Genomic DNA, 26,988 nt, shown 5'->3' with positions numbered 1-26,988 from the left:
AGCCGTATGAAACCCTCTCAACTCGCCCGAGGCTTCCAGGCACGGCCGGATACGACAACCAGCGAAAAGCGAACGGCACTGGAACGTCTCAACGCGATCGACACGTGGGTCAAGCAGCCCAGTAGCCCCGATACGCCCGAACCGGTCACGATTGCTAAAAAGGACGGGGCGCCTGATCCGTCCGAGACCGTCACCCCGGACCCTAACGAATCGGCGGCGTACCGCGCGTGGCGTACCGCAAATGGATACACGCCGGGACAGGTCATTGAGCTACCACTGAAAGCGATCAAACCCAGTCCCTTCAATCCGCGCCATTTCTACCTGAAGTCGTCGATTGCCGAACTTGCCGTGAATCTTGCCAAGCAAGGTCAGCAGCAGGCCATTCACGTCATTCCGGATCATCAAAACCCCGGTACATTCTTCGTCAGTGACGGCGGCCGCCGCGTGCGGGCATTGAGAGAAGCCAACAAGGAAAGTGTCAGGGCAATCGTCGTAGACTTGCCCATTGGCATTGAGAGCTATAAGCTCGGCTATGATTTGAACGTCCAGCGGGACTCGCAAACAGTCTTCGACAACGCAATCGTATGGCGACGCTTTCTCGATGAGCAGCATTTCCAAAGTCAACGCGAACTTGCCGAGCATCTCGGCATCGATGAGTCGACAGTTGCCGTCGCATTAGGCATTGCGAAACTCCCGGAAGCCGTCATGCAGGAAATGGTAGCTAGGCCGGATCGGTTTGGCTCTAACATGGCGTACCAAGTTGCTCGATATCATTCCGCAAAGGGTACAGATGCCACGCTTCGATTGATCAACAAAATCGTCGCCGACGACCTCAGCACCCGGCAAGTTGCCGATATCGTCAAGGGCAGGGCAGTGTCTAGTGACGCGCCCAAGCCGCTGCGCCGGCAGCGCTACGCGCAACGGCTGGAAATCAAAGTCGGCGGAGCGACGCTTGGCGACCTAAAGTCATATGGTGACGACCGCCTTGAGTTGAAGTTGAAGGGATTGGCACGGGAAAAGCGCGACGAATTGCTGGCACAGATCGAAGCGCTATTGATGCCAAAAACCTCGGACACCGACGGCCGCGGCGCCAACACAACCGACGCGTAACACCCCGCACGCGCCACCGGCAGCATTCCGCAAGACGATTATGCCGCGGCGCGTGCGTGATTCAACGTGAACGCGAGCAGGTCGCCATCCGTCGGCTCGCCCCACGTTTTCAGCGCCAGCCAATCAAAAAAGGCCGTCTCGGCGATCTTTGACGCGATGCCACGCTTACGCCATTCGTCCCGCAGGTGAGCACCCAGACCCGGCAACGCTTCGTCCTCGAATGATTTCCGGGCGAGATCCCGCCCCGCATCATCCTGCTCGTCATAAAGCTCACGCGCCTGTTTGCGACGATACGCAGCGTATTCAGCCAATAGCCGGGTTTTTGGATCCTCTTCTCCAGCGACCTTCTTAACTTGCAGCGTTGGGACTTCCTCGACCGGCGGCGCGTAGCCTTTCTTCAGGGCGTCCTTGAACAGCGCCGCAGCACTGCGTACCGCAGGCAGCGTCGTGCTGCGCATCCGTTGTTCGGTCATCTGCAACGCGGCGCGAATGCGATTTTCTTCACTGTCGGCGTACAGCGTCTGCGCCTCTTTTAACGGAATACCGAGCTTGACCATGCGATCGACCAGCGTGCTGTCGAACACGTTTGGATGTTCATCGAGCGCCAGCATCGGTTGCTTGCGCTCCGCTACTCGGAACTGGATTTCCGATACACGCCGTCCTTCACGATGCTCGATCAATTCGACATTGATATTGGTTACCGCATTTACTTCCGCGATGGCAGGACGAAGATAATCGCGCTTGAAATACTTGTATTCGCGCTTGGCTTCATCGCCAGCCTCCGAGTCCGGTGTTCCGGACAAGATGGGACGCCACCACTCCCATGGCTCACGCATCGTAAGATGGCTTGGATTGGTTAAGTAGCGTACGCAGATCTCATACAGCGCCAACCCGGCACTGCTACGCAGTTGGCTTTGGAACTGCAGGCTCAGGCGGGCATACTGGACCGGGTCGAGAAGCTTCTTCTTGATCTTCGGAGCGAACGAAAATTCGACCCATACGCGCCGGGTAGTCGCATCCTCGAGAATTTCGGCGTCCGCGATCAACGTTGAGATGCCCCACTTGCGCCCCGGTTTCTGGCTCGATGTCCCAGTGCTCCATTCGACCTGCACCGATACCATCCGACGCAAATGTTCCTTGACCAGCGCCGTGTCATTAGAGTCGAACGCGGAATTTGCGACGATATCCGAAAGCAACGCTCGATAGGTGTCGCCCGACTCATCGGCTTGCTGCGCGACAGCCAACAGCACATTGAACAGCTTGCGAGTCAGCAAGGTAATCTTACCGTTCTTGGGCTGAATCGCGATGGCTTCGACGGCCTTGCGCAACTCCGAGGAGTTCGGGCTGACGACATCGGTCTTCTTCTTTGCAACGCGGGTGGCCATGTGTCAGGTCCGGACAGTGGTTGCTTGAAGAATACCCGCTATGGTGAGAGCCGTCTACATCCATCGTCTCACCCCTGATGGGTGAGACGCCGCGAAAATACCCACCTCACCGCGATGTCCCCCCGAAGATTCTCACCTTTGAAAATCAGGCTGATACGGTGACGCCGCTTGTAGTCGAGGCTGCAGACGTATGCATAACCGCCTCCACCTCTACGAACCCTAAAATTGAGTCCCGAAAATCCTCACCTTTGACCTGTCGCGAAATTCATACGCTGGCTGAGATGGACTGCATGTCCTTGTCCTTAAAGCGGTTTTTATTACGATCGCAGATAAACAAGGGTTTATTGCAAGCCTTTCCTGAAAACGCTCACCATTGATCGACGATCTGCGCCACGCTGGCGGGGGATCGGCAGAACAACGCTCTCTTATTGTGCGGCAGAAACTCCCGAAAACGCTCACCTTTGTCGAAAGGAAAGCCGCCACGGTCCGTCATTGGCCATATAACACGCCGAAAACGCTCATCACAGCGCTCGAAAAAGGGGCACCTACCCGTTAAAACTGCATGCGACTTCGGGAGCACGCGCTATGGGTCCCGAAAATCCTCACCCTTACGCAGAAACATTGAGCAGCATCAACCCCAGCGGCAGTGCCCCCTCCTTCTGCTCTGAGGCCCCGAAAAAGCTCACCTTCATAGTGTAACGGCAATAATTCGGCACTCGGAATCCCTTATAAATCAGCTACTTCATGAAAAGTGGCTGCTCACCCCACGTAACGGAACGGCCGAAATGGCATTGTATGCTCACGCTGACCGATCCTGTAAAATCTCACCTTGTCGCCCGGCAACGCCCACTGAGCGGCCTACCTAAGCTGCAATCCGGCTCCCGAAAAGACTCACCTAACGGTGCCGCCACGCTTATTTCAGCGAAATATTCATACTGAAGTCCCGCTCAATACGCCTTCATGCCGTTCGGAGACGAGCCATGATCCGCAGAGGAAGAGAAAAACCACCGCCCCCGAAAAAGCTCACCTTTGCAGCGCCACGATACGCAGAACGCCGTCCACCTTACGTCTACTCCCGTATTGGCTCACCTTGGAAGGCGCTCTGGTCCCGAAAAACTTCACCTTGCCTAAAAATTGAGCAACGAGAGATAGCCCCACACGTCGATCACCGCCTCCTGAAAACTCTCACCGTAATGTTTTCCAACCGAATACTCCACCGCACCAACGCTTTACTAGTTGGGGGTCCACGCGGGTATCTTCCTGAAAAGTCTCACCTATAGTCGTCAAAGCTGCATGACCTGCCCCCGAATCCGCTCACGATGCTTCCCGTCACTCCTCACCGGACTCCCCGAACCCCATCACCGTAGCATCCCGTGAGGTCTCACCTGAGTTCCCGAAAACCCTCACCTTGTCGCCCGGAAAGCCATGCGGGACAAGGGTTTGAGCTGGCGTTAACGTTTTTAAAGGTACTTCTACGTGTTTCTATTAACTGACTCAAGAAACCCGCGAGACTCTGAAGAAAACTATGGCATAACATGCTACTGCGGTTGCCCTGCACCACTGCGATTATCGGAGTAGCAACCGCTACACTTTTTCTCTTTAGCTAGTCAGAACTCTGGGAGCGCCCAGCGTGGATCAACGAGCTTGACCAACTGTGCTAACCGGGCTCGTGAAACATTAAGAAAAATCCTGTGAAGTGCGCCAAGTGCTTGGAAAATAAGGGTATTTCTGACAACCCTGCTTAATGTTTCACGCCGATCCTGGTTCCTCTGACTCAAAATACGGTGATCTAGCTCCATGGCGGGGAGAGCAACACTCAGCGAATAAATTGGTAGCAAAAATTACGTAGTTTGTTATGATTGCTCCAATTGATCATGCTATGCTTGCTCCGATGAATGACGAAGAGAAGCAGGTGATACGGGAAGAACTGCAGAGCTTGAAAGCGCAGGGCGCCCGGCGTCGCGAATTGTCGCTGCATGCGTGTAAGCGTCTATTTTTCGATCACGCGGTCCGCCCGACACTAGCCAACGTCCGAGAATTGACCGGTGTCGGCAGCGCCAGTGACATTCCGAAAGATATCGAGTTTTTCTGGGAGCGAGTACGCGACACGTCAAAGGTGCGGATCGATGCCGGTGTACTGCCGCCAGCGCTGCACAGCACCGCTGGCGAACTGCTTCGCGGCCTTTACGATGCCGCACTTGCTGCAGCACGGGATGAACTCGCGCAAAAACGTGTCGAGATGCAACAGACTATCGCCGCAGCAGAGCAAAAAGCCCGAGATGCGCAGCTATTGTATGAGCATGCCCGTGCCGAATTGCAACGGCATCATGACGCATGGGCTGGTGCAGCACTCAAAGAAGGAGAATCGGCCGAGCGGCTGGCAACCGAACGGGCCATGGCCAGACGGGCGCACGAACAAGTGGTCTTGCTGGAAGGCCGGTTGGCGGATAGCGAAACAAAGATTTCGACGTTACGCAATAAAGTTGAGGCACTACAGACCGAGTTGAAAGCCCGCACCGAGCACTACGCGGCCGAGATCAAGGACGCCATCGCGAACGCTGAGCGCCGAGTCAAGCCGTTGTTGGTCGAACTGGACACGCTACGTTCAGCCGCGTCTTCGTACCAAGCCGGCTTGCGCGAGCAAAGTCGTAAGGAATTCGAGCATGTCCAGCAACTAGCGGCAATCAAGGCGCGTGCCGACACGCTGCAAAACCAACTGGATACAAAGTCAGACGAAGTTGACCGATTGAGTCGGCAAATAGAGCAGTTCCGCGTACAAGCGGGCGTACCGTCGACACTTGGCAAATTAGTTGCCGACCTGGCGCTGGCTGGCCGCCTCACCCATGAGGAAATTGCGTCGATTGGTACCGCTGTTGACGGTTTCGTCGCACTGCCATCGACATGTGCGGCATGCGGTGATGCGGAGCCTGAACTGTATGAGCACGATGGACGCTTCGAATTGCAATGCCCAGCGTGCGAGCGCACCTCCGGCGAAGCCCCTTCTCGGCTGTCCGCCTATAATCGATTTGCCGCTGCAGTCTCGCCATCGGTATCAGGCTGAACGTGGGACAAGCGGCTTGCAACGCTGTCAGCTTGGCGGCTTACGATACAGCTAGGCTGAGCGATGCGCTGACGCAAGGCGTCACGCTGCATTCAAAGGTGAGGTTTTTCGGGAGCTATCGTTCGGTGCACTGCGGGGCGGCCGTGCTCGCACCTGAACAGGTCGTAAAAGGGCATTGCGGCGCTGGATATCTTTTGAGGTGAGGTTTTTCGGGAGATAAGGTGAGCTTTTACAGGACATTGATCGAGGAGCTTTCGCAGAAAACGATGGTGAGGATATTCGGGGACCGAAGGGTGAGCTTTTACAGGATCAGGACATGAGTCGCCACGGGGGAACTGTGGCCTGCCGTTTTGCTGCGCCATTCGGTTGTTCGCTAAACGCGCCCGACCACGTATCCTCGTTCGACTGGATGTCGGGGCTGAGCACGTCGCCTCTGCATCTGCGTTTACAATCGACGGATCACTGTCATCGTGTTGCTGCTTGCATAAGCATAAAGGTGAGGGTTTTCGGGGCCTATAGCAAAGTCCGGGCAATTCGTTCCACGCCGCGGATGTCATCTTCCCCGCGATAATTAGCGAAACGCGATGAATTGGCGGATAGCCGCTGGCTAAAGCCTACCCCTTCGACACGTCAGTGTTTACGCGTCGATAGCCTTGGGGCGCCGTGTACAAACAGCTGTTCAGTACCGGAATCTATCTGCATTACTAGAAAATGGCCTTTGCCGTGCGTGGCGAGGTTTGGCAAATCGTGCGCATATGTACGACCCGCCCCCCCGAAAAAATGGCAACATGAACGTGATAGTGGTGCGAGCAACAGAATCCCGTGCAAAAAATCGCAGATATGCCAACGATTGCTGACCTCTATTTAACATCGGATAACTAATGTTTGAAAAGATGGAGAGCAGCCAGCGTGAATGCGGCTTCTATGGCTAAGGTGAGGATTTACGGGAGAGGGGGAGGCTTTATCGGCGAGCTATGGTCGTGACTCGCCGACGTGGATGGGGCCCGCGTTGCCGTCGTTATGGGTGTACGACGACCAACAGCGCCGTGGCTTCGCCCTTGCCTGCGTTGCGGATGGCGTGCGGGCCAACTCGATCGGGCCCCAGACCCGCAGCTGATATTTCGTGTCCGTGCCGGACAGCGTTGGGATGTCGTGCAGGCCGGCGACCTGTATTGGATCCGCATCATGGCTTGCCGATGCGAACAGGCGATCCAGGTTGACGCCGAGCGCATTGGCCAGGCACCAGGCCACTGCGATCGTGGGATTGGCTTTGTCGCGTTCGATGTCGGACAGCATCGACTTCGATACTCCCGCCGCGCGGGACAAATCCTCGAGCGTCATTTTGCGTTTGTTGCGCAATCGGCTGGATGTGGGCGCCGACACGGGGAGGCGTAACACCATCGTCGCTCCGCGCGCTGCCTGGCGGTTTGCGCGGGGTGGTACGGCGCGCCGGCGAGCGTGGGCCGGAACTTGTCATGGATGTCTCGGTAGAGTAAATTGTTCGATATACCGAACATGGATTCGATATTGAATCGGTTCAGCAAGCCAGAATGCCTGGATGTTAACAGGCTAAGCGCTGTGGCTTGCATCGGCATTGCGCGGTATCCCACCTCAGGAGTGTTCATGAACGATGCTTATCTCGCGCACGTGCGCACTATGCTAGAGCAAATCCGTGCAGACGGATTTTATAAGTCGGAGCGCGTGATTGCCTCGCCACAATCATCGAGCATCGCGCTGGTGGATGGTACTCAGGTACTGAACTTCTGCGCGAACAATTATCTGGGCCTTGCCGATGACCCGCGCATCGTGAAGTCAGCAAAGGACGGATTGGACCGGGATGGGTTCGGCATGGCGTCGGTACGTTTCATTTGCGGGACCCAATCGGTTCACAAACAACTCGAAGCGGCACTAGCCTCGTTCCTGCACACCGACGATGCCATTCTTTACTCCAGTTGCTTCGACGCAAACGGCGGATTGTTCGAGACCCTGTTGACGGAGGACGACGCGGTTATCAGTGACGAATTGAACCATGCAAGCATCATCGATGGCATACGGTTATGCAAGGCCAAGCGCTTTAGATATCGGAACAACGACATCGACGACCTGCAAGCGCAGTTGCAGGCGGCCGACGCGGCCGGTGCGCGGTTCAAGCTAATTGCGACCGATGGCGTGTTCTCCATGGATGGGAGCATCGCGCATTTGAAGGCGATCTGCGATATGGCGGACCGTTATGGCGCGCTGGTCATGGTCGATGACTCGCACGCTGTAGGCTTCATTGGGGAGCACGGACGGGGCACGCCCGAGCACTGTGGTGTGCAGGACCGGGTCGACATCGTCACCGGGACACTGGGCAAGGCGCTGGGCGGCGCATCTGGCGGATACGTCGCGGCCCGCGCGCCGATCGTCGAGCTGCTGCGACAACGCTCGCGGCCATACTTGTTCTCCAATACGCTCGCGCCCAGCATCGCGCATGCGTCGCTCACCGTGCTGGAATTGCTGTGCAGCGACGAAGGGGCGGCATTGCGCCAACGCGTTCGCGAGAACGGCGCCCGTTTCCGTCGCGCAATGAGTTCGCTGGGCTTTACATTGATTCCGGGCGAGCATCCGATCATCCCGGTCATGCTTGGCGATGCGCAACTCGCCGGCCGGATGGCCGAAGCATTGCTGGCTCAGGGAGTATATGTAACCGGGTTTTCGTATCCGGTGGTGCCGAAAGGACGGGCGAGGATCCGCACCCAGATGAGCGCCGCGCACACGCCGGAACAGATCGATGCGGCCGTCGATGCGTTCGAGCGCGTCGGCCGAGCATTGAATGTCATCTGAGGAACGCCCATGCGTGCGCTGGCGAAGCTGGAGCCGGGACCGGGCCTGACATTGACCAGGGTGAAAAAACCGGAGATCGGACATAACGACGTATTAATCCGCATCGGCAAAACGGCGATCTGCGGCACCGACCTCCATATCTGGAAGTGGGACGAGTGGGCAAGCAAAACCATCCCGACTCCGATGCACGTCGGTCATGAGTACGTTGGCGAAATTGTCGACGTCGGGCAGGAAGTGCGAGGGTTCAAGGTGGGCGACCGGGTATCCGGCGAGGGCCATATTACTTGCGGGTTCTGCCGGAACTGCCGCGCCGGCCGGCGTCACCTGTGTCGTAATACTATCGGAGTCGGCGTAAACCGCGCAGGCGCGTTTGCCGACTATCTGGCGATTCCGGCCTTCAATGCTTTCAAGATACCGGATGACATCGATGACGAGTTGGCCGCGATCTTCGATCCATTTGGCAATGCGGTGCATACGGCGTTGAGTTTCAACCTTGTCGGTGAGGATGTGCTGATCACCGGTGCGGGGCCGATCGGCGCAATGGCCGCGGCAATCGCCCGCCATGTTGGCGCCCGCAATATTGTGATCACGGACGTCAACGAGTACCGACTCGAGCTTGCCAAGAAGATGGGCGCAAGCCGTACTGTCAATGTGTCGAGCGAATCATTAACGCAGGTTATGCACGAACTTGGCATGACCGAAGGATTCGATGTCGGACTCGAAATGTCGGGCGCGCCGAGTGCGTTTACATCGATGCTGGAGCATATGAATCACGGTGGCAAGATCGCGCTGTTGGGCATCCCACCGGCACGCACCGCGATCGATTGGAACCATGTGATCTTCAAAGGACTGGAGATCAAGGGAATATACGGACGCGAAATGTTCGAGACCTGGTACAAGATGGTCGCGATGCTGCAAAGCGGGCTGGACTTGTCGCCGATCATTACGCACCGCTTCCCCGTGGAGGCATATCGCAGTGGTTTTGATGCGATGTTGTCCGGATGCAGTGGCAAGGTCATCCTGGATTGGACGGCGTAGTCGATTTTCGAGGCGTGTGAACAGATGTTCCCCGCTGGGGGATGCGGTAAAGTGCGTGTTTTCCGGCCCTGGCCTGCCTTTGGAGAGAGCATGCTTATTCGAACGATGTTTCAGCATCGCGATGCTCGCGCGCGCGTCAGCTTGACGTTGTTGTGCATAGCGATATCCGGGTTCGGGGCGCCGCGTGCCTACGCCGGCTGGTGTGACCAAGGTATATGGATCGACGCAATGCTGAGGTCGTACCATATTGATCCCGATCCGTCGAAGCACTTCGAGCAATTTAATCCGGGAATCGGCGTCGAGTGTTATTTCTCGCCGCAGTGGGGTGCGACGGCAGGGTACTTTCGCAATTCGATTCGGCGTCCATCGTTCTACGGCGGTGCCGTATGGGCACCGGAGTTTGTCCATTGGAGATGGTTCCGGGTTGCCGCGATGGGTGGCGTAATTTCTGGGTACAACTACGGCCGTTGGGGAATGGGACATAATCGGACCGTCGGGCCGGTTCTCGCCCCCGTGCTAATGGCGAATTTCAAGCGTGTTGGCGCGAATTTCATTTTGATTCCGCCGATATCGTCGGAGAAACTGCCGTTCACCGTGGGGTTCCAAATAAAGGTCCGTGTCGATTGAATCTCTAATGAAATCCAGTAGAAGCAGCCGCCCGCGAATTTGAAGATTTGCGAGCACAGGCTGGTAGCCGCTCGGGCATTCAGGTGAGATTTTTTGGGAGTGCTACCGGTGTGACCGATGCCGCCCGGACGCTTAGGTTGACACGAAGGCGACAGCCATCGTCCCGCGTTACCGCCACCGTCGGAAGTCGCTGGTATTTTTCCATCTCTTTTTAAATCCTTCGCTTGCCCCGACAAATTCGGTGGCGCTTGAGTACAGCAGCGCAGGCCTGCTGTGTCATGGTCGGTTTGCAGCCGGATACTGATAATTGGGCCCGCGGGGCACAGACTTTCAAACCGAGTGGAAGCGTCACGGCGGTCGTGGACCGGCTCGGTTGTGGCATTGGTATTACCGATTCATATAGTCAATAACGAATGTTTGATTTCCGCGCACGCGGTGCCTCTCATAGACTGCTCCTAACCCTTGAATACGCAGGAGTTGTTGTGAGCATCGAACCGGTCACCGCGTCGCCCCAACCCCGCTTGTTACGGCACTACATCGATGGCGAGTTCGTGGCGGGTGATGTCACGTTCCAGGACTTGAGCCCGGTCGACGGCTCGCAGGTTGCGTTGGTCTGCGAGGCTGACGCGCACGCCGTGGACCGCGCGGTGCGGGCAGCACGGGCGGCCCAACTAGCCGGTTGGCGCGACACGACGCCGGCGCAGCGGGCGGACTGGCTGTACCGGATTGCTCAGCGCATCGAAGCGCGCTTTGACGCATTCGTTGCCGCGGAAGTGGCGGACACCGGCCGTCCGGTAGCCCAAGCGCGGGCGCTGGACGTGGCGCGGGGCATCGCTAATTTCCGCATGTTCGCTGACTTGGTGCGTACCGCAAACAGCGAGTTTTTCGAAACTCATACGGCGGACGGCGCTGAACTAATCAATTATGTGACGCGCAAGCCGCTCGGCGTGGTGGGCATCATTTCGCCATGGAACCTGCCGCTGCTGTTGCTGACGTGGAAGGTTGCGCCCGCGCTCGCGATGGGCAACTGCGTGGTGGCCAAACCGTCGGAGGAAACACCCGGCTCGGCGACACTGCTGGCCGAGGTGATCCATGAAGTTGGCTTGCCACGCGGGGTATTCAACTTGATCCATGGTCATGGGCCCAACGCGGCAGGCGAGTTCCTATCCCGTCATCCGGACATCAGCGCAATCACGTTTACCGGCGAGTCGCGCACCGGCAGCACCATCATGAAGACGGTTGCCGATGGCGTGAAGGACATCTCGTTCGAGTTGGGCGGCAAGAACGCGGCGGTCGTGTTCGCCGACGCCGATTTCGATGCCGCGGTCGATGGTGTGGCCAAATCGAGCTTCACGAACGCAGGGCAGGTCTGCCTGTGCAGCGAGCGAGTGTATGTCGAGCGGCCGATCTTCGAGCGCTTCGTGGCCGCACTGAAGCAAAAGGCGCAGGCGCTGCGCGTGGGCGCGCCAGAGGATCCGACCACTACGATGGGACCGTTGATTTCACAACACCATCGCGACAAGGTGCTGTCGTATTTCCGGTTGGCCGTCGAGGAAGGGGCCAACGTGGTGACCGGCGGCGATGTCCCGCATTTCGGCGATGCCCGGGATCGTGGCGCATTTGTGAACCCGACCATCTGGACGGGCCTGCCGGACACCGCGCGCTGCGTGACTGAGGAGATCTTCGGGCCGGTTTGCCATGTGGCGCCGTTCGACAGTGAGGATGAGGTGATCGGCCGCGTCAACCATAGCGCCTACGGTCTGGCGGCAAGCGTCTGGACGACGCACCTGGCCCGGGGCCACCGTGTCGCGCGCCAGATCGAGACTGGCATTGTGTGGGTCAATGCGTGGTTCGTGCGCGACCTGCGCACGCCATTCGGCGGTGCCAAGCTGTCGGGCATCGGTCGCGAAGGCGGTCGACATTCGCTCGACTTCTACTCTGAGCTTACCAATGTTTGCGTGAAGATCGGATAAACGCACGAAATACGGAACCGTTATGACTGAATCGACTTCCCAGGGCCGCGTTGTGCCAGGCAAGGCCACGCCGCGCGGCCGATTTCCGCACCTGCAGCGTGCCGGTGACTTCTTGTTCGTGTCAGGCACCAGCGCGCGCCGTCCCGATAATACGATCGTCGGCGCGTCGGTCGATGCGCTCGGTACGGTAAACCTAGACATTCGGGCACAGACCCGGGCGGTGATTGAGAATATTCGCGATATTCTGCGCGCCGACGGGGCCGAACTCTCGAATCTGGTCGACATTTCGGCGTTCCTGGTCAACATGAATGACTTTGGCGGATACAACGAAGTTTATGGCGAGTTTTTTGACGAAACCGGCCCAACCCGCACGACCGTGGCCGTCCATCAGCTACCCCATCCGCACCTGCTGATCGAGATCAAGGCTGTCGCGTATGCGCCGCGGCGGCGCTGAGGGCGGGGCGTCAGGCACGGGGTGTGGGGCGTCTGGTGCGTCGGCTATGCCGGCGTGGCGCGGCGGCGGTACCGTGCATCGATAGAGGAAACCAACATGCTGGGATATGGGACGCCGTTCAACTTCCAACGCTGGATCGACGAACACATGCATTTGCTGCAGCCGCCGGTGGGCAATCAGCAAGTCTGGCAGAACAGCGACTTGATCGTGACGGTCGTGGGCGGTCCGAATCATCGTACCGATTACCACGACGATCCACTCGAGGAGTTTTTTTACCAGCTGCGCGGCAACGCGTATCTGTATCTGTGGATCGACGGTCGCAAGGAGCGTGTGGATCTGAAAGAAGGCGACATATTCCTGTTACCGCCGCATGTGCGGCATTCGCCGCAGCGGCCCGAGGCCGGCAGCGCGTGCCTGGTGATCGAGCGGCAGCGGCCACCGGGACTGCTCGACGGGTTCGAGTGGTACTGCGACGCGTGCCATCACCGGGTGCATCGGGTTGAGGTCCAGCTTAAGAGCATCGTGACCGATCTGCCGCCGTTGTTCGACGCATTTTATGGCTCCGAGGACAAGCGGCGATGTCCGCAGTGCGGCCAATTGCATGCGGGCAAAACCGCTTAATTAACCGGACCTGACTGGATTGCCACACTGACTCGTGATGAAGCTTCGAATCGACATGCATTCTCATTTCTTCCCGCGCATCACGCGGGAAGAGGCGGCGCGCTTGGACGCCACACATGCCCCCTGGCTGAATATCGACGCAGATGGCCAGCATGGCATGATCATGACGGGGGGCCGGTCATTCCGGCCGGTGTACCGTGCGCTGTGGGATCCGCGCACGCGTATCGCCGAGATGGACGAACGCGGCATCGACATCCAGATGATGTGCGCAACGCCGGTGATGTTCGGCTATCGCTACGACGCCAGGGCGGCCGACGAATGGGCGCGACGGATGAACGATCTCGCGCTGGAAATGTGCGCATATGCACCGGACAGGTTGATGGCGCTGGCGCAGGTGCCGTTGCAGGATGTCGAGCTGGCATGCCGCGAGGCGACGCGCGCGTTCCGTTGCGGACACCACGGTGTGCAGATCGGTAACCACCTCGGCGCGCGCGACCTGGACGACGAGCAACTGGTCACGTTTCTCACACACTGCGCAAACGATGGGATTCCGGTGCTGGTTCATCCGTGGGACATGATGACCGATGGCCGGATGAAGAAATGGATGCTGCCGTGGCTTGTCGCCATGCCAGCGGAGACGCAGTTGAGCATGGTGTCGTTGATTCTCTCCGGTGCCTTCGAGCGTATCCCGGCTTCATTGAAGCTGTGCTTCGCGCACGGAGGCGGCAGCTTTGCGTTCTTGCTCGGTCGCGTGCAGAACGCGTGGGAAAATCGGGATATCGTCCGTGAGAATTGCCCGCACCCGCCGCTGTCATACTTGAATCGGTTTCACGTAGACAGCGCGGTCTTCGATCCACGTGCGCTGAAAATGCTGGTCGATACAATGGGGGAGGACCGGGTGCTACTCGGCTCCGACTACCCGTTCCCGCTTGGGGAGCAGTTGATCGGCGAACTGGTTGCGACGCATCCGGAACTGAGCGATGACGCGAAGAGCAAGATTCTCGGTCAAAACGCGTTGCGCTTTTTTGGTTTGTCGGAGCCGGCCACCGTACAGGTGAACAAGCTTGCCGCCCTTTAAAGCAGCAAGCCCGATGTGATCGTGACTGCCAACATCGGGTGCTAGGCCCATCTGAATGGCGCGGGGCGCACGTCGGTCATTCATTGGATCCAACTCGTCGACGTGTCGCTCAGCTAGCGCCGGTCGGCAGCGTGGCGCGGCTACCCGTGTGTCCGACGGACTCTCGATAAGCGCGGTGGTAGTGTTACTCGTCGGTATTGTTGTTTGGAATCGTGACGCGGCGCTTCCGGGTGACCACCACCGGTCGGGAAGCGGTGCCTGCCGACGCACCCGCGCGCGGGAGGGCCGACAGGCGGGACGTCGGCCCCCCGCGGGCGGGTCCGGTGCCGCGGCCCGATGCCGATGTCGACGACCGGGCGGCACGGCTGTCGGGCGTGTCGTGCTGGACCGTCGAAATCGCTTTCTTGTAGATGACCTGCATGCCGCTAGGGGTACGAAGCATCACGACGTATTGATCGAACGATTCAACATGGCCGACGATACGGATGCCGTTGATCAAGTAGATCTGGACGCGCTTGCGTTCCTTGCGCGCTGAGTTAAGGATGTCGTTTTGCGACAGGCCGGATTCTGACGCCATGCGTTGTGCTGAGCGTGCGTAGTGATCGATGCCAGGTGCATGACCACTGGAGGTTGATGGATACGGAACGCGGCGAAGTGGAACCACGGTTCAAGCCCAAATGGTATCAGACTGGCGGCGCGCCGGGGCGGCACGCTTTTTATCGCGCTCCGGCGCGGCGGTTATCCGGTGTTTGCTTCGCACCCGTGGCCGATCTGCAACAATGTGGAGCTGCTGCCCCTCGCATCGTCCAGGCTGCGCATCGGCGGCGGTTGTCGTTTTGACGTGACAACCGATGCGAAGCCGCGACCGGTTAAGCGAGGTGGCGCACCAGGGACAGCCCAGCACAGCGTCAATATCATCAAATGTGGCGTCGCTAACGTTGCCAAGCGGATAAAATGCCGCTCATGTCCATCCAGCACGCCCTCCTTACGTCGCTGCTCGAAAAGCCAACCTCGGGTTACGACCTGGCGCGCCGCTTCGATCGCTCGATCGGCTATTTCTGGCACGCCACGCACCAGCAGATCTATCGCGAACTTGCCCGCATGGCGACCGTCGGGTGGGTGGCGGCCGTCGATGACGTGAACGATCCGGCAAGGCGCAAGAAATGCTATCAGGTACTGCCGACCGGTAGGTCAGAACTCGTGCGGTGGATCCGCGAGCCATTGGACGACGGCGAGCGGAACTGCCGGCAAGCGTTCTTGGTCAAGCTTCGTGCGGCCGCTGTGGTTGGCCCGGACGGGCTGGGGGAGGAGCTGGCGCGACTGCTCGAGCAGTGGCAGGCCCGCCTCGACACCTACCGGAACATCGAGCAGCGGGATTTCTGCGCCCCCGTACTCTCGACGAAGCAACGCCTGCAACACGCGGTGCTGCGGTATGGCATCCGTGCCGAAGAAACCTGGATCGAATGGGCGCACGACGTCGTGGCGCTGTTGCACGAACTCAGCCACTGAACGCATCGCGCGCGATGCTGCGCGATCGGGCGCGAACGCGCAGCATCGGCGTCGCGCTTGTCGATTAAATTCGCGAACTAGCCTCATTGCTGCCTTTACCACGCCTTGTCCCCTTGGCGGCCGCGCGCGGCTTGCCCATGAAGGTATGGGATCCATCGCGACGCAGCCGGTCGAACGTGATCCCGGACATCGAGACGTCGACCAACGGCTTGATATTGACATCGGTTGCAAAGCGGTGGTGAACCACTTCGTTGTTGTCGACCCGAGCCGCGCCCACGTTGGCATCCACAAGTAGCAGCGCCGTCGCCAGGCCTCTTGCCCACGGGGACAGGATCGGAGCAGACTCATGGGCCTCGCTGCGTTCTTTCGTGACCAGGGAAGCCAATCTCCATGAAGCGGGATCGGCCAGTATCTGCTCGCGTTTGGCCTCGATGACCTGTTTCATTCTATCGAGGTCCTTCACGGACAGGCGTTCTCGCGAGCCGGCCTCCCAAGGACGCAGGTAATGTTGCTCGAAGTGCGCCTGCAACAGGTTGATCTGTTCCGCAGCCGGGTCCGTCAGCGCATAGCGATGGATATGGCTGTCCGTTTGCCTCGTCCCGTTGCCCAGTTCCAGCACGTTTTTTACCGCGCTGGCCACCTGGTTCGCTAGCGGCTCAGCAGATTGGGCCCGTTTCTGTTCGAGATACGTGCCAACCGCCTTGATTCCGGCATCATCATGGGCGCCATCGTGATCAAGCAGCTGGCGCGTCGCATATTCATATGCGGTTGCGTCCGGGAAATCGACATCCAGAAAGCAGGCGCGCGGGTCGATTTTGCCGTGGTGGGTTTGTAACGTGCGCGAAAGCGACACCTTCACCTGGTAGATTTGCTTGTCCCATAAGCGTTTGGAGGTTGGGCCGGTGCTGACACCGCTCTTCGGGCTGTTTGAGGTGGTGGCTGAAATGGAAGCGCCGACCTTGGTCTCTATTTTGACCTCGATGCTGCGCTCCGTGTGCCGCTTTTCGGTTGACATGCGGCCGGAGTCGCTGCGGGACGTCGATATGCTATTCACGTGCTTGCCAGACACCGGGACGGAAGCGCTGACGGACGTACTGAACGGTGCCGGAAGCCCGAGGGGAACGCCGGCGCTGACGAGGGGCCCCATCGATGCGCCATGACGTTTTTCGTCCACGGTGCCCTCGATCCATCCGACGGACACATCGCGGGCGCCGACCAGCGATTGCGCCAGTGTGTTCCAGCATTGCTCGCTAGTGCCGCGTGATTTGGCTGCGGCGCCGGCGGGTAACAGGCTCTTCATGGTGTCGAGGATGTGATTCACTCTAGCTTGCATGACTTCGTCGTCGTAGCCGGAACCGTCCTCCTTTAGCTGACGGGCCACTTGAACGAGGATGCCGCGGGGGCGCGCGTGCTCCGAATCGTAGAATTGCACACCGACGGCGCCACCGACAAGGCTGCCTGGTAACGAGGCGCCGACCAGCACACCGACGCCCGCGCCGTCGCCCGTCGCATGGGCCGTGCCGATAAAAAGCCAGGCGTGCTGCTCGGTACACCCCATTTGCACCGTGGCCTTGCGTTTGCGTGAGCGCTTGGCGTTAATGCTTGGGACCACCACGAGTAAGGGTACCGGGCTCGCTTGGGCGGCTTCGCTTACCGCCGCTGTTACCGACGCTGATACCCGTTCTGTCGTGACGGCGAGCTCGCCTCCGTCACTGAATTCGACCGCCATGCCGGGACGCAGCGACGGCACTATGTGTTTTAGTGCATCCCAGCCGCTATCGGTTGCGTCAGCAACAGCAGTCGTGACCGACTGAGTCGCGGTCGATGCCGCACGGGTCAGCTCGGAAGCCTCTGTAGTCGAAGCCGCTGACGCGTGGTCTGGCGCCGAGGCCTGCAGGTCAGCAGCGCTAGACTTCTCGGCGGCTCTGCTGGCGCCTGACGGGATGCGGGTCGCGATCATCGGGGCTTTCATGGCTCCGCGGATCCGCTGTACTAGGTGGGAGCCACAATGTTCGCGATCCCTGGGCGCGACCTCCGACACAAACTTGTTCAAACGGTGCGATGCCTTCGCTTTATCGGTTTCGTGCAAGCCTGGTCGCTGATTGAAAAGTGCGGCAACCTTGCCAGGTACAACTTTTCCTATGATCGAGGTGACGACCTTTCTAACATTATTCAACCGGCCCGATGCTTTCGCCTTGTCCGTTCCCCGGCCGCTTTCATGGAAGCGCTGTTGCCAGTCAAATAATGCCTCTTTTTCGCTGGGCGCGAGTGTTCTAATGAACGAGGCGAAGCGGTCCTCTGGCGTGGAACCGCTCGTGCTGTGCGGAGGTTCGGTTTGGTCGAAGTATTTCTTGGCGATGGCAAAGACCTGGCTGGCCAGTAGCGTAGCTTTGGCGTCCTGCCCGTTCATTGCCAAGTGACTTTGAAGCCACTGCTGATGCTTGGCAGTTCCCGATGGCGATGGGTCGTCAAAATCGAGCGCGGCGTGCACCGACGTCGCGTGACCGTCGCGCTGCTGGACCAATCGTACATGGGTCTCGATCCGGTCGGCCGTATCCAACAGCACGTGGAGCATGTCCCGATCCGCGCTGCGGGACAGCGGCGCGGACTTCTCTGCGCGCAGTTTGAGCAGCGTCTCGAAGCCGTATTCCGTACGAGCGAGCACGCGAGCTGTTTCCCATGACGCGCGCCACGCTTGCTGCTGATCGGGCAAATGGGCGCCGCCCGCTGCGGCGGATGCGTCGTGGAAAGGCTGATCGAAGTTCAATGTGCGCAGCTGCCGCAGCACCATCGTGGCTGTCGTGCTGTCGCGTAGACCTGCTTCATGCATCGCAAACAAGACCAGCTGGGCGCGCGCGGCGCTCACCTTGCCCGTGCCGTCATCCAATCCTGTATGGAGCTGGTGCGCCAGTTCGGCTGTTGCCAGGTTCGGGCCTGGATAGTTGGCTTCGACAAGGTGGTTCAGCAACTGCGCGCGCGTCCAGAGGCGCGGTTCGTCGACACCTAGCACGCCTACCGTGTCGATGCTGTAGCCGGGCGTGTCGTAATCTGCTGGCGTGACGCCGATCGCACGGGCCGGTATGGCGGCTCCCACCGACGGACGGGGCTGCTTTCCGCGAAGAGGGGCGCCGATTTTAGAACGTAGCTCGTGCAGGGCAGCCGTGCGTCGTGACGTGGCAGCAGGCTTGGGAGCGGTGAATCCGAGCGATTTTTTGTGATTGGATTTCGGGCCGGCGTGCTCACCCGCCGGGGACGCAGTGTACACGACGCCTGAGGAGGGCGAAACGATCACATCGGCGGGCATGGTCGGCGCTGGCTGAAAATGTCAACGGCTTCACTATTGCACTCCGGTGTGTCATATCGTCACGTTTAGCGCTTCGATGTCGCATCGAACGAAGTGTGCCAAGGGTTTCCGGTGGTGCTTTCATCGATGCGCCAGAACGGCGCATCGGCGTTGGCGGCGAGCCACTCATTGACTTTCAGCATCGCTTGGCCGGCAATGCCGATGTCCCGTATCAAGCGTGAATCGATCAACCTCGACAGCGATGCATCGAGTACCGCGTTGTCCGGCATTGACGCCAGCTGTGGTATCCCCCTTAATCGATACAGCACTTCATCGTATGTCACGGCGTGCTCGAAAGTGGCTAGGCTGCGTAATATAAGGCGCTCTAATGGGTCCAATTGGGCCATGCACTGCCGGATAAGCGGCAGGAACGCCGCCGCGCCGGGCGCCGCCATGCTTGCGTAGCCGGTATTGATGTTGCCGGCGGCCGGACGCATCGTGTCGGCCAGCGTCGCCAGCGCTGTCTCGAGCGACTCCCCGGCACGAATCCGCTGCGCGAGTGCAAACGCGGCCAATTCCAATGCGAGCGGCATGCCTTCGGCCAGTGCCGCGACCCGCGCCGCCATCGCGATGGCCTCCGGGCTTGCGTCGGCGTACCACATCGAACCGGCAGTTGTCGGCGGGCGTCTTTGTTGCGTGGCGCCGCGCGGGCTCGTCAGGATGTGCAAACGGGCGAACAGTAATTGAAGCGCGTCGCATTGCGGGATCAACGATGAAGCGCCACAAGAAGGGGAGGGCGTCTGTAACGGCGATATGCGCACGACGTGTTCGGCGTGTATGCCCGGCACATCTGTGGCCGTTACGATCACGCACACTCCTGGCGCTTCGTCGATCAGTCTGTTGATGTACCGGGTCGTTTCGACTGACAGCCCATCTACGTCATGGATCAACAGCATCATACGGCGCGGCTTGAGCCATTCGCGCAAGTATGGGCCCGGCGCGTCGCCGCGGTACGCTTCGATGTGCCACGCCCGAATACATGCTCGGGCAAATGCATCGACGTGCTGCTGCGGCGCGCAGTGCATAAGGGCGGCGCCGTGTGGATACAACGCGCCCAGACGGCGGACTAGCTCCAACGCGACGCGCGTCTTGCCTATGCCCGCTGGGCCGGTTAGCGTGACAACGCGTGCCGTTGGAACCACTGCCAACAATTCTGATATTTCGGCATGGCGCCCGACAAACGGTGTCGTACCGCGCGGCAGCATCACGGTTGTTCGGGTTTGCGGCGCGCCGGCCACCTCTTCAAAAAATGGATTGGCCTGTGCCGATTCGACGCGATGATGAGGCGGTGCCTGAACGGTGCTTGCGCTTCCCATCGCTGTGACGGCGCCGTCGCCAGACGGTGCTTCGGGCGCAAGCGTCATGGGATGCTGCTCGCCGGTGAACCGGTATCCCTGGCCCCGGACTGTCGCGATCAAGTGTTCGTCGCCGCCGAGCGCGCGCCGCAGTGCGGCAACTTTGGACTGAATCGAGTTGACGCTGATGTCCGCGTTGTGCCACACCTTCTCGCGCAACTCATCGGTGCTGACTGTGCGGCCGTTGGCCTCCAGTAGTGTTCGAAGGATCGTGAGCGATCGGGAGCCGATCGCGACCGGTTTCCCGTCTACGTTCAGTTGTGCCGGATCGAGGATCAGTTGGTATCGCCCGAATGCGATAGCCATCATCGCAGGTTGAGTTGACATCGATGCAGGCCTTTCCCTATAGGTGTGTCGACGGTCCACGCGACCGCAGTGAAGCGAGCCTATGGATGGAAGTTGGACAGTGATAGTGACGAACTATGCGCAGGCAACAGTATGTTGTAATTGCGTGTCGTACTGCTATATCAAAATAGATCACATGCTCAGATATGCGCAGTTTACGCACGTAGCCACGTGAAATCGCCTGCCACAATGCCTTCGAACATCTCGTCCGTCGATTCGATGATGTTACGCCGCCAGTAATGACCGTGCTCAGCGTAATGAGACAACAAGTCGGCTAGGGTCTCGCCGTCCAAGTCGGGATCCATCGGTATTCTAATTATAAGGATGATGCCGCCGGTATCGGTGTCCAGGCCCATTTGAGCCTGATCTTGCGCGTAGATTAGCAAGTTGGCTTCGAGCATCAACCGGAATACGTTCAGCGTGCGGCCCGCGGTTACCGTGCCGAAATGGAAGTTTAGGTAGATTGCGTCTAGGTCGTTGTCGAAGTATTCGAGGCGTACGTCGTAGCCCTGGACTTCTATGGTCCGCGTTTCCAGCACGTATTCTGGATCGGCGAGTCCGACGACATCACACAGTTCGCGAACTAGTTCCCCGTACCGTTCGCCGTTCATTGGGGACCATTCATTTAAGATGCATTGGGAGACAGTAGACCACAGTGCGCATCAAATGCGCACTGGTCAATTACATTATATCTGTTTGGCGCCGACCTCCTTGACGGCTTGCGACAAATTCTCCTGGAATTGGCATGCCATAGAATTCAACTGACTCTCAGTGATCATGTTGGCGTACTCTCGCATCTCAGCATTGGCAGCCGTTTGGGTCGTCTTGCCCGCGGCGGCACTCGTGCCAAAATGGGCCAGCGACTCTGCTGTGCCGGCAATGTTAGTGCCGTGGTTGATTCCACTAGTGATGCTCATATATCACTCCATTTAATCAATAGTCGGATAGAGAAGCGACAATGAGTCAGCCGGTGCTTCGCTTCTCGTGCAGCTGCGCGACGATCCGGCTCGCCGCGAGAAGACCGCGATAAAGTTTAGCCAAGCTATCGCGATCTACTTCGGTTTCACCTGTATCCTCGGCAATCCGTCGCGCGGTGGCATCAAGTGCCGAGCGGATCGTTTCGACCTTGGACGCATCGGTGATGATCTGAGGCAGATTATTGAAATCTGCCGCGCATGCTTCCAGTGCTTCGTACATAGGTATTCTCCTGCTCTACTTACCGACTTGAGGTGGCTGCGACGCAGTGGCTTGAATCGCCGTGCCGGTTTCATCCCGGCCTGATGGGACAGGAGCGTTGTCCGGAGGGATGCCGCCACTTTCCGGTGCTCCGGCCTGATCATTCGGCTGCTGCGCGACGTATATGTGTTTCGTGCCGTCGGGGGCCTGGGCATACTGGATCGCGTCGGAGGCGATCATCTCCGAGTACGTCGAGGGCAGCAGATCCTTGTCGATGGTCGTGATATGAGTGCGCAGCGTTCTAATATTCCCGTTTAAATCGTGCCTTACCCGCTCGAGTGACTCCCGAAATTGTTGGGGGTCAGCGACCTTCGCCGTCACGTCAAATACACCGTTTCCTGCGTAGGTGATTTGGACGCCTGGTGTACCAAGCGATTCGGCAATGCTGCGCGCATCGACCTCGGCCACGTCATACTGCCGTAGTGCGATGCCGGCTGCGGCACGTTGCAGAAGCTCGCGTGTATTGGCATCTTCCGCGGCTGTTTGAACCATCCCCGTGACCCGAATGACAGATCCGGATACTTGTGCGCGTAACTCCGTCAGCTTTTGCTCCGCGAGCAAATGATTGATGTGCTGCGCAAGATCGTTGATGTCATGCCTGCGGGCAGCTCGGCTGTCCTGCGCCGACATTAATAGCGCACTGAGCCCAATGACCATGCCGATCGCCGTACAGGCAAGCGTGATGCCCGCGATTTTGCGATGGCGGGCACGCTTCGCTTCGCGCCTGTCTTGGTCCGGCTTAACTAGCAACGTCGAGAGTAGTTCGACGTCCGACGGCCATGCAGAATCTGCCGGGCCAACGCAGATGACGGTATCGTCGAATTGCATTGGCACGAAGTCAAGCAGCAGAATCGGTTCCTCGCCCTGTTGGGCAACTTCTGACGAGGGTGTGGTCGTGCGTTGGCTCAGCGCCTGTGCCGGTCTTTTCGCATGTTGCTCAATAGGCTTGTCGCTGGCTACGGCGTGATGCCCGTTGACATTATCGCCGTTTGCCGGTGCTGCGCCGCGTCGTGCATGTACGGTGTCCTGCGGGTCGACCGTCAAGACAAGCTCCGCGCCAGTCCAATCGGATAGTCGGATGTCGGCGTCATCGTCTGCTGCCAGCCGATATGCGCCGGGCACCAGCTTCAGCTGGGCTCCTGCGTGGATACCGGTGAGAATGCGTAACAGCTTCATGATCGTCAAGTTCCGATGGGTCGGCGTATATTCGCCCTTGCGCGCGATATTGGCTTGCAACTACTCTAACGCGGCGGATCAGAAAAGCAATGCGCGATGCGAACCGGATGTGGATTACGCGAAGCCCACATCGGCTATCGGTGAGAGCCGGCGCTATGCCAAGGAGTCAACGTACCTGGTGATCGTTGAAGCAATTCGTAGTGCTTGGTAACACTTCGCATGTTTAATTTGGCTCGGTGTTCTCGGCCGCAGTGCGTTGAATGCGATCAGCGGCATCATGGGATTGAGCCGCTGTCCGCGATTCAATTCACCGGCGTGGCTCTGTGGGCTAGCTGAAGCGGGTTTCTGCCGGGTATTAACCAACATTTCTATCACATGCTGTAGTGACAGCGGTTCCGGCGCCAGGCGGGCTTGCAGGTCCAGACACTCGCTCATCAAATGATGAATATTGGCATCGATGCTCGCGTGTGGGTTTCGCTGAGACTGGTCAACCAAATCCCGTAGTTTCGCGATTAATAGGTGCATTACATCATTGCTGGCGATCGTCTTACCCGATCGGGCCAACTCGTGCAGGGGGCCCGCGTCGAGCCCCAATATGCCGACACGTCGCGTAGTCCTGCTTTGCCGGAAGCGGGGAACTTCGCTTTGGGCGTCGACGCTTTCCTTTTCTTGATCACGCTGTCTACGTTCTTGGCCACCGCCACCGCCACCGTCTGATCCGGCACGCTGCCCAATACCCGTGATACGTTCCGGCGTATCCGCTGCGCGATCGTCCGACTCACCCTCGTCGTTTTCCAGCAGGCTCGTCCTGCTGCGCACCCGGCGGCGAGCCAGGCGCGCCGACGCACGTATCGATGCCAGCAAGCGTGCTCGGGCGGCTGCTCGTCTTACTTGCTGCACGTTGGTTTGCGCGGTCATGGAATGGGCGAACACAATGGATCCGTGATGCAGGACTGCCTTGCGCGGCCGGCGCACAGGTGTGCGGACATGCTGGTGGGCGGAAGATCCAGTAGGACCGCCCGCATGATCGGTGGGAGCCGACTTGCGGATGCTTATCATTGTGGTATGGCGGCCTGGAACACTTCGTTGGCGAATCTGAGTACCGCGGCGGCGGACATGGGCGCTCCCACAACGATCGCGATCGTCACAGCAATGAGCTTCACTCCGTGGGACAACGCCTGGTCCTGCATGGATGTGATCGCTTGCAGAAAAGACACAGCCAACCCCACCGCCGCGGCGACGATAACGATCGGTAGGGACACGTACATGCATAACAGCATGCCGTGCATCGTTAGCCGGATCAGTGTATTGATGTCCATGGCGGCGCCTAGCGATATGTCAGAATCAATCCGTGGATCAGCGTTGACCAGCCATCCATCACGACGAACAACAGTAGCTTGAAGGGTATTGCGACGTTGGTCGGCATGACCTGGTTGAGTCCCATCGCGAGCAGCACATTGGCGATGATCAGGTCGATGATCACAAAGGTGATATAGAGAAGAAACCCGATCTTAAAAGCGTCGGTCAACTCGGACAAGGTGAATGCCGGAGCCAGTACGATAAAATCGTCTTCACGGAGGCTGTCGGCCATCTCCTTGGGCCAGATGACAGTCGCCGTACGCATGAAAAAGCGCTTTTCCCTCTCGTTGGCGTGTTGTTTCAGGAATGCACGGAATGGCTCCTGCGCCGCACCGAATGCTTGCACGACCGACTGGGAGGGGGTACCGGCATTCGGCTGGTTTTCCAGTTGCTTTGCTGCAGCCATGCCGATGGGGGCCATGACGTAGAGCGAAACAAGGATCGCAATACCGTTGAGTACCATGTTCGGTGGAACTTGCTGTGCGCCAAGTGCGTTGCGCAGCAGGCTGAGTACCACGACAATCTTCGTATATGACGTGATGACGACGGCGACGAGGGGGACGATGCTGATTGCAAGAACAATCAGCATCAAGCTCGTCAGTTCACTGGGCTGGAGCATTGCTTTGCACCATTCGGAGGATTCGGATGCCGAGATGATCACCGACGCTGACGAGTTCCGCGTAGCCTATCGTGCGCCCATGCGTGACAAGTTTGATCTGGACAGCGTCCACCGGATTGGGCAGTTCAAGGACGTAACCGGCGCGCAATGCACAGATTTCGTGCAACGACAGTGCGATGGTGTCGATCTCCAATTGAATCGGCAACTCGAGTTGGTCGACGCAGGCGGCCTCGTCGCGCGCTTCAGCGGTAAGTGTGTCGCTGGCGAGCGACTTATCGACATGTTCGGTCATGTACGGGTCCTTCAAAATAGAAAGCGTCTGGCCGCCTATTTCGGCTTGTGCGTGGAGGCGGACGAGCCCGGGCGTACCCCACGCGACGGTCGTATGGACTGGAGCGTGGTGGCCGGCTATCAGCGGCTCGACATCTGCTGATACCGCGCGCAGGATGACGTCGCTAGGAGCAAGTCTGTCCAGCGTGGACACTGTCAAGGTCTTGTATCCGATGATCAGCCTGCCTGGCACGCGGACTTCGGCGAGCGGGTGACCGCTGTCAAGCGACGGGCGCTGAGCGGCGGTCGTAGCGTGCTGGTCCAAGCAGTGCTGCATCAACTGCAAGAGTGGAGTATCCGGTACGACGATTACCGCATGGGTGCGGCCGTGATGGACAAACGTCATCCGCATAATCGGTATGTCGACAGACGGTCGAATTGGCAAGCCACCGCGTTGGGAAACCCGGTATAGGCCAGACAGGCGAAGCTCCTTGAGGCCGATGGCTGCCAGCGCAGCCAGCACCGGTTGGACCAGTATATGGGCGATTGCCAACTGCAAAGCTGGATCGCCGCGCGACCGGTCCGAGTCCGACACATCGTCCGCGCCGGTAACAGGCCCCAGGGCCGGGTAGTGGGCCAGGTCAAAGCCGACCCCCAGCCGTCCGGACGGATGCGCGAATTCCAACCACGCCGGTTCGATCCACCGGGCTGCGCCGACGAGGTCCATCGCCGGTGCGGATGAAGGTTCCAGCGTCGCGGTCCATTGCTCGATGCCGCACAGTCTCTCGAGCGTGTCGGGTAGGCGATTGTCGCAAAACAAGCGTGCAGCGCGAGCGATGGCGGGCTGTAGTGGCCGGGGGAGCCAGCGCGTGTCGCCAACGTCACTGGTCAGCAAGTCGACGGTCGGATCAATCATCCACTATGGCGGTCATATTATGTGAAGGTCCGGCGGTGACGGCGCCGGTGGCCAAAGTCGGTCACCAGACCGTGAGCTGGATCTGGCGCGGCACGTCCCATGCTCGCATCAATGTGTCGAGTTCGCGTTCGAGCATTGGTGTATGAGTCAAGAGTAGTTGCTTGATATCGTCGTCGTCTGTGTCGAAGCGAAGTGATAGTGTCGAATACGAAAGCGTCAAATTGAGTGTCGTGTTCCGCAGCAGGCTGGCATCGAGCGGCAACTGCGCGTCCCAGGTCCCGGTCTCGTTAATCGAGCGGTCACCGCAGAAAGCAGCGATTTCCTGCGTGAGTTTGCAAACCAGGTCCATCACCTTATCTTGGGTTCGAAGGATTTTCGCTACGACAGGCTGTAGCGCTTTGCGTAGCCGTTTGTCCACCATGGACGATGCGTCTGCTGTGCCGTCTTCTGAGGATTGCGAATTATCGTCACTCGTGTCAGCGTCTTGACCGGATGGATAGGTCAGCGCGAGTTTTGTACTGGCTATGCCATGATGTAAAACCAGCAAGGTGTCTTCATGCGTGTCGGCCGGCCTGCCGCGGCGCGCGAGCGACGCGTAGTCGGGCCGCGCACGGCGACCGTACACGGGAGCGGCGTGTTCACTGTCGCGAGCGATGATTCGTACCGGCCGGTGTCGAATGGATGTCATGG

Annotated in this window: 24 protein-coding genes and 1 pseudogene; 11 read left to right on the top strand and 14 right to left on the bottom strand. The window is 59.0% G+C overall.

Annotation, left to right across the window (positions count from 1 at the left end):
* Positions 1 to 6: 6 nt before the first annotated feature.
* Positions 7 to 1,110, top strand: coding sequence for a ParB/RepB/Spo0J family partition protein (locus B0O95_RS07895; protein ID WP_104077401.1), 1,104 nt, complete (start codon positions 7 to 9; stop codon positions 1,108 to 1,110).
* A 38-nt stretch (positions 1,111 to 1,148) separates the two neighbouring features.
* On the opposite strand, the gene B0O95_RS07890 is transcribed toward B0O95_RS07895, so the two are convergent.
* The gene (locus B0O95_RS07890; protein WP_104077400.1) at positions 1,149 to 2,495 is read right to left on the bottom strand and encodes a replication initiation protein; all 1,347 of its coding nucleotides are present in this window, start codon (positions 2,493 to 2,495) and stop codon (positions 1,149 to 1,151) included.
* 373 nt (positions 2,496 to 2,868) lie between these two features.
* On the opposite strand from B0O95_RS07890, the gene B0O95_RS16510 reads away from it, so the two are divergent.
* On the top strand, positions 2,869 to 3,051 hold the full coding sequence (locus B0O95_RS16510; protein WP_146064019.1) for a hypothetical protein: 183 nt from the start codon (positions 2,869 to 2,871) through the stop codon (positions 3,049 to 3,051).
* 1,335 nt (positions 3,052 to 4,386) lie between these two features.
* Positions 4,387 to 5,556, top strand: a complete 1,170-nt coding sequence (locus tag B0O95_RS07885) for a DNA-binding protein (RefSeq protein ID WP_104077399.1) — start codon at positions 4,387 to 4,389, stop codon at positions 5,554 to 5,556.
* 1,083 nt (positions 5,557 to 6,639) lie between these two features.
* Here the strand turns inward: B0O95_RS07885 and B0O95_RS07880 are convergent.
* Positions 6,640 to 7,033 (bottom strand): annotated as a pseudogene (locus B0O95_RS07880) (helix-turn-helix domain-containing protein); the annotation flags it as partial.
* A gap of 146 nt (positions 7,034 to 7,179) precedes the next feature.
* Between B0O95_RS07880 and B0O95_RS07875 the strand changes: the two are divergent.
* From B0O95_RS07875 to B0O95_RS07845, 7 genes are all read left to right on the top strand, one after another.
* The gene (locus B0O95_RS07875) at positions 7,180 to 8,379 is read left to right on the top strand and encodes a glycine C-acetyltransferase (protein WP_104077398.1); all 1,200 of its coding nucleotides are present in this window, start codon (positions 7,180 to 7,182) and stop codon (positions 8,377 to 8,379) included.
* 9 nt (positions 8,380 to 8,388) lie between these two features.
* Positions 8,389 to 9,417, top strand: coding sequence for an L-threonine 3-dehydrogenase (tdh, locus tag B0O95_RS07870; protein ID WP_104077397.1), 1,029 nt, complete (start codon positions 8,389 to 8,391; stop codon positions 9,415 to 9,417).
* A gap of 90 nt (positions 9,418 to 9,507) precedes the next feature.
* Positions 9,508 to 10,044: a hypothetical protein gene (locus tag B0O95_RS07865; RefSeq protein WP_370641773.1), complete on the top strand. Its 537-nt coding sequence runs from the start codon at positions 9,508 to 9,510 to the stop codon at positions 10,042 to 10,044.
* 482 nt (positions 10,045 to 10,526) lie between these two features.
* Positions 10,527 to 12,017: a 2-hydroxymuconic semialdehyde dehydrogenase gene (locus tag B0O95_RS07860; RefSeq protein WP_104077395.1), complete on the top strand. Its 1,491-nt coding sequence runs from the start codon at positions 10,527 to 10,529 to the stop codon at positions 12,015 to 12,017.
* Positions 12,018 to 12,039: 22 nt separating this feature from the next.
* Positions 12,040 to 12,471, top strand: a complete 432-nt coding sequence (locus B0O95_RS07855; RefSeq protein WP_104077394.1) for a RidA family protein — start codon at positions 12,040 to 12,042, stop codon at positions 12,469 to 12,471.
* 96 nt (positions 12,472 to 12,567) lie between these two features.
* The gene (locus B0O95_RS07850) at positions 12,568 to 13,092 is read left to right on the top strand and encodes a 3-hydroxyanthranilate 3,4-dioxygenase (protein WP_104077393.1); all 525 of its coding nucleotides are present in this window, start codon (positions 12,568 to 12,570) and stop codon (positions 13,090 to 13,092) included.
* Positions 13,093 to 13,129: 37 nt separating this feature from the next.
* Positions 13,130 to 14,170 (top strand): amidohydrolase family protein, encoded by a 1,041-nt coding sequence (locus tag B0O95_RS07845; RefSeq protein ID WP_104077392.1) that lies wholly within the window; start codon positions 13,130 to 13,132, stop codon positions 14,168 to 14,170.
* Between the two features lie 184 nt (positions 14,171 to 14,354).
* Here the strand turns inward: B0O95_RS07845 and hfq are convergent, their stop codons facing one another.
* Positions 14,355 to 14,747 carry an RNA chaperone Hfq gene (gene hfq, locus B0O95_RS07840; RefSeq protein ID WP_233203233.1) on the bottom strand — a complete coding sequence of 131 codons (393 nt, stop codon included), beginning with the start codon at positions 14,745 to 14,747 and terminating at the stop codon, positions 14,355 to 14,357.
* A 386-nt stretch (positions 14,748 to 15,133) separates the two neighbouring features.
* On the opposite strand from hfq, the gene B0O95_RS07835 reads away from it, so the two are divergent.
* The gene (locus B0O95_RS07835) at positions 15,134 to 15,679 is read left to right on the top strand and encodes a PadR family transcriptional regulator (protein ID WP_104077473.1); all 546 of its coding nucleotides are present in this window, start codon (positions 15,134 to 15,136) and stop codon (positions 15,677 to 15,679) included.
* A gap of 64 nt (positions 15,680 to 15,743) precedes the next feature.
* On the opposite strand, the gene B0O95_RS07830 is transcribed toward B0O95_RS07835, so the two are convergent.
* The 11 genes from B0O95_RS07830 to sctP all read right to left on the bottom strand — a co-directional run bounded on the left by B0O95_RS07830 (position 15,744) and on the right by sctP (position 26,986).
* Positions 15,744 to 18,983, bottom strand: a complete 3,240-nt coding sequence (locus tag B0O95_RS07830) for a hypothetical protein (RefSeq protein WP_199180459.1) — start codon at positions 18,981 to 18,983, stop codon at positions 15,744 to 15,746.
* A 65-nt stretch (positions 18,984 to 19,048) separates the two neighbouring features.
* Positions 19,049 to 20,704 (bottom strand): winged helix-turn-helix domain-containing protein, encoded by a 1,656-nt coding sequence (locus tag B0O95_RS07825; RefSeq protein WP_233203232.1) that lies wholly within the window; start codon positions 20,702 to 20,704, stop codon positions 19,049 to 19,051.
* A gap of 173 nt (positions 20,705 to 20,877) precedes the next feature.
* Positions 20,878 to 21,333, bottom strand: coding sequence for a CesT family type III secretion system chaperone (locus tag B0O95_RS07820; RefSeq protein ID WP_076788468.1), 456 nt, complete (start codon positions 21,331 to 21,333; stop codon positions 20,878 to 20,880).
* 75 nt (positions 21,334 to 21,408) lie between these two features.
* Complete coding sequence (locus B0O95_RS07815) at positions 21,409 to 21,639, bottom strand: type III secretion pilus protein SctF (RefSeq protein ID WP_104077389.1); 231 nt, start codon at positions 21,637 to 21,639, stop codon at positions 21,409 to 21,411.
* A 46-nt stretch (positions 21,640 to 21,685) separates the two neighbouring features.
* On the bottom strand, positions 21,686 to 21,919 hold the full coding sequence (locus B0O95_RS07810; RefSeq protein ID WP_104077388.1) for a type III secretion protein: 234 nt from the start codon (positions 21,917 to 21,919) through the stop codon (positions 21,686 to 21,688).
* A gap of 15 nt (positions 21,920 to 21,934) precedes the next feature.
* On the bottom strand, positions 21,935 to 23,134 hold the full coding sequence (locus B0O95_RS07805) for a type III secretion protein SctD (RefSeq protein WP_104077472.1): 1,200 nt from the start codon (positions 23,132 to 23,134) through the stop codon (positions 21,935 to 21,937).
* A gap of 153 nt (positions 23,135 to 23,287) precedes the next feature.
* Positions 23,288 to 24,067: a hypothetical protein gene (locus B0O95_RS07800; protein ID WP_233203231.1), complete on the bottom strand. Its 780-nt coding sequence runs from the start codon at positions 24,065 to 24,067 to the stop codon at positions 23,288 to 23,290.
* A 122-nt stretch (positions 24,068 to 24,189) separates the two neighbouring features.
* A complete protein-coding gene (sctS, locus tag B0O95_RS07795) occupies positions 24,190 to 24,453 on the bottom strand; it encodes a type III secretion system export apparatus subunit SctS (protein ID WP_104077386.1) in 264 nt (87 codons plus the stop codon).
* 8 nt (positions 24,454 to 24,461) lie between these two features.
* A complete protein-coding gene (sctR, locus tag B0O95_RS07790) occupies positions 24,462 to 25,112 on the bottom strand; it encodes a type III secretion system export apparatus subunit SctR (protein ID WP_104077385.1) in 651 nt (216 codons plus the stop codon).
* Positions 25,096 to 26,298 (bottom strand): type III secretion system cytoplasmic ring protein SctQ, encoded by a 1,203-nt coding sequence (gene sctQ / locus B0O95_RS07785; protein WP_104077384.1) that lies wholly within the window; start codon positions 26,296 to 26,298, stop codon positions 25,096 to 25,098. Before sctQ ends, sctR begins: the two co-directional genes overlap by 17 nt.
* A 61-nt stretch (positions 26,299 to 26,359) precedes the next feature.
* On the bottom strand, positions 26,360 to 26,986 hold the full coding sequence (gene sctP, locus B0O95_RS07780) for a type III secretion system protein SctP (protein WP_104077383.1): 627 nt from the start codon (positions 26,984 to 26,986) through the stop codon (positions 26,360 to 26,362).
* Between the last annotated feature and the right edge of the window lie 2 nt (positions 26,987 to 26,988).

This window comes from Mycetohabitans endofungorum (assembly GCF_002927045.1).
In the GTDB taxonomy this organism is placed as follows: domain Bacteria; phylum Pseudomonadota; class Gammaproteobacteria; order Burkholderiales; family Burkholderiaceae; genus Mycetohabitans; species Mycetohabitans endofungorum.
Note: the sequence above shows the minus strand (reverse complement) of the source record. Positions and strands in the feature narration are given on the sequence as shown.